Here is a 4,244-nt window from a genome sequence, read left to right as displayed (position 1 = left end):
CGTTAGTATTTGTCTAACAATTATGAGGCACTTCAAACTGCGCTGGTTCTTTCCTAAGAAAACTGACTTTAAACAAGTAACTGCCGATCAAGTGTTGGCAGCACTTGAACTGATTAATAATCGACCTTTAAAACTGCACAATTATCGGACTGCCATTGAAGCTTTTAGAGCTTGTTCAGATTAAACTTGTAATCTGCCTTAATCAATAATCTTATATAGTTTAATTTAGATAATCTGCAATATACAAATTGCAGATGCTCTTCTTAATTCTTTTGAAGTTAAAGCTACTAAGAGTATCAAGTCGATGTCATTACACATCTTGTTTTTTATTCGTCATTATAATTTAATTTAGCATTTATTTTTGAAAAATCAGAATTATAATAATTAACAGTATATTTTGAGTCTTTTCTGATGTCAGGCTGCTTGATAGTCATTTTTACGGATGTTTTGAAGTTCGGCTTAAATAGTGAGCTTACGTCAGATTTAACGACAAATACTATAAAATATTCGCCTTTATGAGCTAATTTTTTAACCCATATTGATTTAACGTCAAAATCATCCCAATTTTTCTTTCCGTCCTCAAGCTCTACTGCTGATTTTCCAAAGTCAATAAAAGCATTCTCTTGTTTTTGATTTGTTTTATCAACCCTATTACTAATTAGTACCTCTGATTTTGTGGAATTAAATGCTGGTAGCAGATATTGTTTTGTAACTTGTAATTGCTTAAACATCACAATGCCAGCGATCAAAAAAATCATAGCAACCATAATCAGCGTAAAAAGGGTAGTCTTATTTTTGTATATATTCACAATCACTCCTCCAATAATATAGGATACTTCTTGAAAGTTAACAAATTCAAACTACTTTTTACTATTTAACTTTACCAATTATTCGAACATCTGCCAAATCATCATTGGATAAATATGAGGAATTGACTGTACCAAGCTGTAAAATGGTTAATAGTATAAACTTTGGTTGTTTTAATAGCCTATTTGAGGTAAATTTTTTAAGAGGACTGATTAAAATGCAAACACTAGTGATCGTTTCCCATCCAGACGTGGATAATTCTTCAACGCAACAATTTTTACAGCAGGGCGCACATTTAGTTCAAGCCAAGTGGCACTACTTAGATAAATTGGAGACGTATAATGTGGTACAAGAGCGGCAACTATTATTAAATTCACAAAGGATAATCTTTCAGTTTCCACTTTATTGGTATACTTCTCCAGCTTCTTTAGCAAAATGGCTAGCTCAGGTTTTGTCTACTAAGTTTTTGGATAATTTGGAGGACAAGGAATTGGGACTGGCAGTAAGTACGGGTTTACCTGCTAAAGATTTCCAGGCTGGGGGAAAAATCGGATATCATTTAGATCAAATTTTGACCCCCTATCAAGCTTTAGCACAACAAGCCAAAATGATTTTTTTACCTATTTTTGCAATTTACCAATTCTCCTATTTGAGCGAAATAGAACGATTACAATTATTAATGGATTATCAACGTTATTTAAGTCAAACCAAGCTAGATTCTTTAAAGAATCGCAGTGATTGGTATTTAAACTATTTTCAACATCAACAATTAACTCAGAATCAGACGACACAATTAATCCAAGATACATTTCGCCAGACAACTCAAGAATTGGATAATTTACAGACAACCTTAAAATTAATTAAACAAGATGAGGATGACACTCTTGAATAATTCAAAAAATCAATGGTTACTTGAGCAAATTCAACAACAGCTCCACACTGAACCACAATATGAAAAGCGTGCTTTTTGGCAAGGACTAAAAACGGTTGTTGAACAACAACAGGATCGAATTCAGCAGTTGCAGGCTGAGATTGACGGGCATTTGTGGAATCATGAACAATGGTAAAAAAATTTTAGTAGTTATCATGTAGATTTTGAATTAAAATAAAAGTATTGATAAATTATTTTAGGTGGTAAAAATGAAGAAAAAGACTATGAAGCAAATGTTAAAAAAGAGTAAGCTGAACCGTGAAAAAATTTATGCGCAGGCAACCTTTTCCGATGGACGGGTACTGAGAATTCCCGTTTTTGCTGATGATCAACCAGCAATTGAAAATTTAAAACAGCAGTTAATTTCTAAAAATGGTACCTTAACTGATACCAATAACAACATTTATGATCTGCATAATTTAGTTCATTATGAATTTATTAAATAAATAGTTGACGTAAGCACAGTTTTTTTGTACAATTAAGCAGTTGTAATTGTGAGACCACAGCTGCAACCGCACATGATCTAGGTTTAAGCACAAGCACCTAGCGTGGCGAGTCTAAGAATGGAGGTGTACACATGTACGCAGTTATCAGAACTGGCGGCAAGCAATATAAAGTAGAAGAAAATCAACCTATTTTTGTTGAAAAACTTGCCGCTGAAGAAGGACAAGATGTGACCTTTGATCAAGTATTATTAGTTGGAAGTCGTTCCATTACGGTTGGTACTCCAACAATTGAAGGTGCTACTGTAACTGGCACTGTTGAAAAACAAGGTCGGGAGAAGAAGGTTGTTACTTTTAAGTATAAACCTAAGAAGCATTCCCACAAGAAAAAGGGACATCGTCAGCCTTATACTAAAGTTGTTATTAAAAAGATTCAATTAGCTGATTAATTTTATGATTAAAGCAGTATTTAAATGTAATCGTCAAGGACACATTGATAGTTTCAAAATAATGGGGCATGCTGATTCTGGTCCTTATGGTCAAGATATTGTGTGCTCAGCTGTATCAACGTTAGCTATTGGTACAGTAAATTCCCTTCAAGAAGTAGCAGGGGTTAAGCCTTTAGTACAAACGAAAAACAATAAGGGCGGCTATTTACAGTGTCGAGTTGATTATGCGGCTATTTCCGATCATGATCAACTAGTTGCGGCAATTACATTAATGGATAGTTGTTATCAAATTATTCAATCTATTGCTGCTAATTACGGTGATTTTATTATTGTCACCTTAGAAAAATCCGCTTGAAGAGGGGGTAAAACTTATGTTAGAAATGAATTTGCAATTTTTCGCTCACCATAAGGGGGGCGGTTCTACAGCTAACGGTCGTGATTCTGCCGGTCGGCGTTTAGGTGCTAAGCGTGCTGATGGTCAGCACATTAATGCTGGTGCGATTATTTACCGTCAACGTGGTACCAAGATTCATCCTGGTGCTAATGTTGGTCGCGGCAAAGATGATACATTATTTGCTTTAAAAGCTGGCGTAGTAAGATTTCAACGTTTAGGTCGCGATCGTAAGCAAGTTTCAGTTGTGACTGAAGATTAATTTAACAGCTGTACTCAGGAATAGATGTAAATAAAGTTCTTGGTATCTGTTAACAATTAAATTTAAATATGAGGCCAGGATGTTTTTGTCCTGGCCTCTTTTATGCAAAAAATGTTTTGAGGCACTGACTTGCTTTTCAGTGAGTTAAATTGATATAGTATAGATATTAGACTTGAGGAGTTTCTTATGATTTCAGTAAATGAATTTAAAAATGGACTAACTATTGAAGTTAATCATGAATTATGGCGTATAATTGAATTTCAGCATGTAAAACCTGGTAAAGGTGGAGCTTTTGTTCGGTCTAAATTAAAAAATTTACGGACTGGTGCAGTTCAAGAGAAAACTTTTCGGGCAACTGAAAAAGTTCAACCTGCTCAAATCGACAATAAGAAAATGCAGTACTTATATGCCGATGGCGACAATTATGTATTCATGGATACTACCACCTATGAACAAATTTCTTTACCCCGCGAAAATATGGGAGATGCATTAAAATATTTGACGGAAAATATGGAAGTCAATATTATTATGCATGATGGTGAAACATTAGGAATTGAGCTGCCCAATGTTGTCAATTTACAGGTTAAAGCAACTGAACCTGGTATTAAAGGTGATACATCCTCGGGTGGATCTAAGCCAGCGACCATGGAAACGGGCTTAGTAGTGCAAGTTCCCTTCTTCGTAAATGAAGGTGACATTTTAATAATTAATACTACTGATGGTACCTATAGTTCACGCGCTAATAAATAACTGCTGTGGGGAGGTTTCATGATGACAGATAATAAATATATTATAATTGATCCTGAAAACCAAAATAACTTAGGAAATGTTAACATTGCACCGGATGTTTTAGAAGTTTTATTAGGCATAGCCGCTTCAAAAGTAGATGGAGTTTATGGGATGCGCGGTACTTTAGCGGATTCAATTTTAGGACGTGAAAAACGCAGTAAGGGCGTTAGTG

The 4,244-nt window shown here is 34.8% G+C and carries 9 protein-coding genes, 1 pseudogene and 1 other annotated feature; of the genes and pseudogenes, 9 read left to right on the top strand and 1 reads right to left on the bottom strand.

The annotated features are described in order from the left end of the window. A pseudogene (locus tag EQ827_RS07990) lies at positions 1-184 on the top strand (hypothetical protein); the annotation flags it as partial. A 142-nt stretch (positions 185-326) separates the two neighbouring features. Here EQ827_RS07990 and EQ827_RS07985 read toward each other — a convergent pair. Then, positions 327-809, bottom strand: a complete 483-nt coding sequence (locus EQ827_RS07985; protein WP_181190465.1) for a hypothetical protein — start codon at positions 807-809, stop codon at positions 327-329. A 215-nt stretch (positions 810-1,024) separates the two neighbouring features. Between EQ827_RS07985 and EQ827_RS07980 the strand changes: the two genes are divergently transcribed. The 8 genes from EQ827_RS07980 to EQ827_RS07945 form a co-directional block, all read left to right on the top strand. Continuing rightward, positions 1,025-1,699: an NAD(P)H-dependent oxidoreductase gene (locus tag EQ827_RS07980; RefSeq protein ID WP_181190464.1), complete on the top strand. Its 675-nt coding sequence runs from the start codon at positions 1,025-1,027 to the stop codon at positions 1,697-1,699. Then, positions 1,692-1,874 (top strand): hypothetical protein, encoded by a 183-nt coding sequence (locus EQ827_RS07975; RefSeq protein ID WP_181190466.1) that lies wholly within the window; start codon positions 1,692-1,694, stop codon positions 1,872-1,874. Before EQ827_RS07980 ends, EQ827_RS07975 begins: the two co-directional genes overlap by 8 nt. Before the next feature lie 73 nt (positions 1,875-1,947). Continuing rightward, positions 1,948-2,184: a hypothetical protein gene (locus EQ827_RS07970; RefSeq protein ID WP_181190463.1), complete on the top strand. Its 237-nt coding sequence runs from the start codon at positions 1,948-1,950 to the stop codon at positions 2,182-2,184. A gap of 54 nt (positions 2,185-2,238) precedes the next feature. Continuing rightward, positions 2,239-2,307, top strand: a sequence feature (ribosomal protein L21 leader region). Positions 2,308-2,315: 8 nt separating this feature from the next. Further along, positions 2,316-2,630, top strand: a complete 315-nt coding sequence (gene rplU / locus EQ827_RS07965) for a 50S ribosomal protein L21 (protein ID WP_181190462.1) — start codon at positions 2,316-2,318, stop codon at positions 2,628-2,630. Positions 2,631-2,634: 4 nt separating this feature from the next. Next, positions 2,635-2,985: a ribosomal-processing cysteine protease Prp gene (locus EQ827_RS07960; protein ID WP_181190461.1), complete on the top strand. Its 351-nt coding sequence runs from the start codon at positions 2,635-2,637 to the stop codon at positions 2,983-2,985. Between the two features lie 16 nt (positions 2,986-3,001). Beyond that, the gene (gene rpmA, locus EQ827_RS07955; RefSeq protein ID WP_181190460.1) at positions 3,002-3,283 is read left to right on the top strand and encodes a 50S ribosomal protein L27; all 282 of its coding nucleotides are present in this window, start codon (positions 3,002-3,004) and stop codon (positions 3,281-3,283) included. Positions 3,284-3,469: 186 nt separating this feature from the next. Then, on the top strand, positions 3,470-4,033 hold the full coding sequence (gene efp, locus EQ827_RS07950) for an elongation factor P (protein WP_181190459.1): 564 nt from the start codon (positions 3,470-3,472) through the stop codon (positions 4,031-4,033). 21 nt (positions 4,034-4,054) lie between these two features. Further along, a partial coding sequence (locus EQ827_RS07945) for an Asp23/Gls24 family envelope stress response protein (protein ID WP_181190458.1) occupies positions 4,055-4,244 on the top strand: 190 nt, incomplete at its 3' end.

Source organism: Bombilactobacillus bombi (genome assembly GCF_013607485.1).
Taxonomy (GTDB): domain Bacteria; phylum Bacillota; class Bacilli; order Lactobacillales; family Lactobacillaceae; genus Bombilactobacillus; species Bombilactobacillus bombi_A.
The sequence above is the reverse complement of the archived record's forward strand: the minus strand, read 5'-3'. Positions and strand labels throughout refer to the sequence as shown.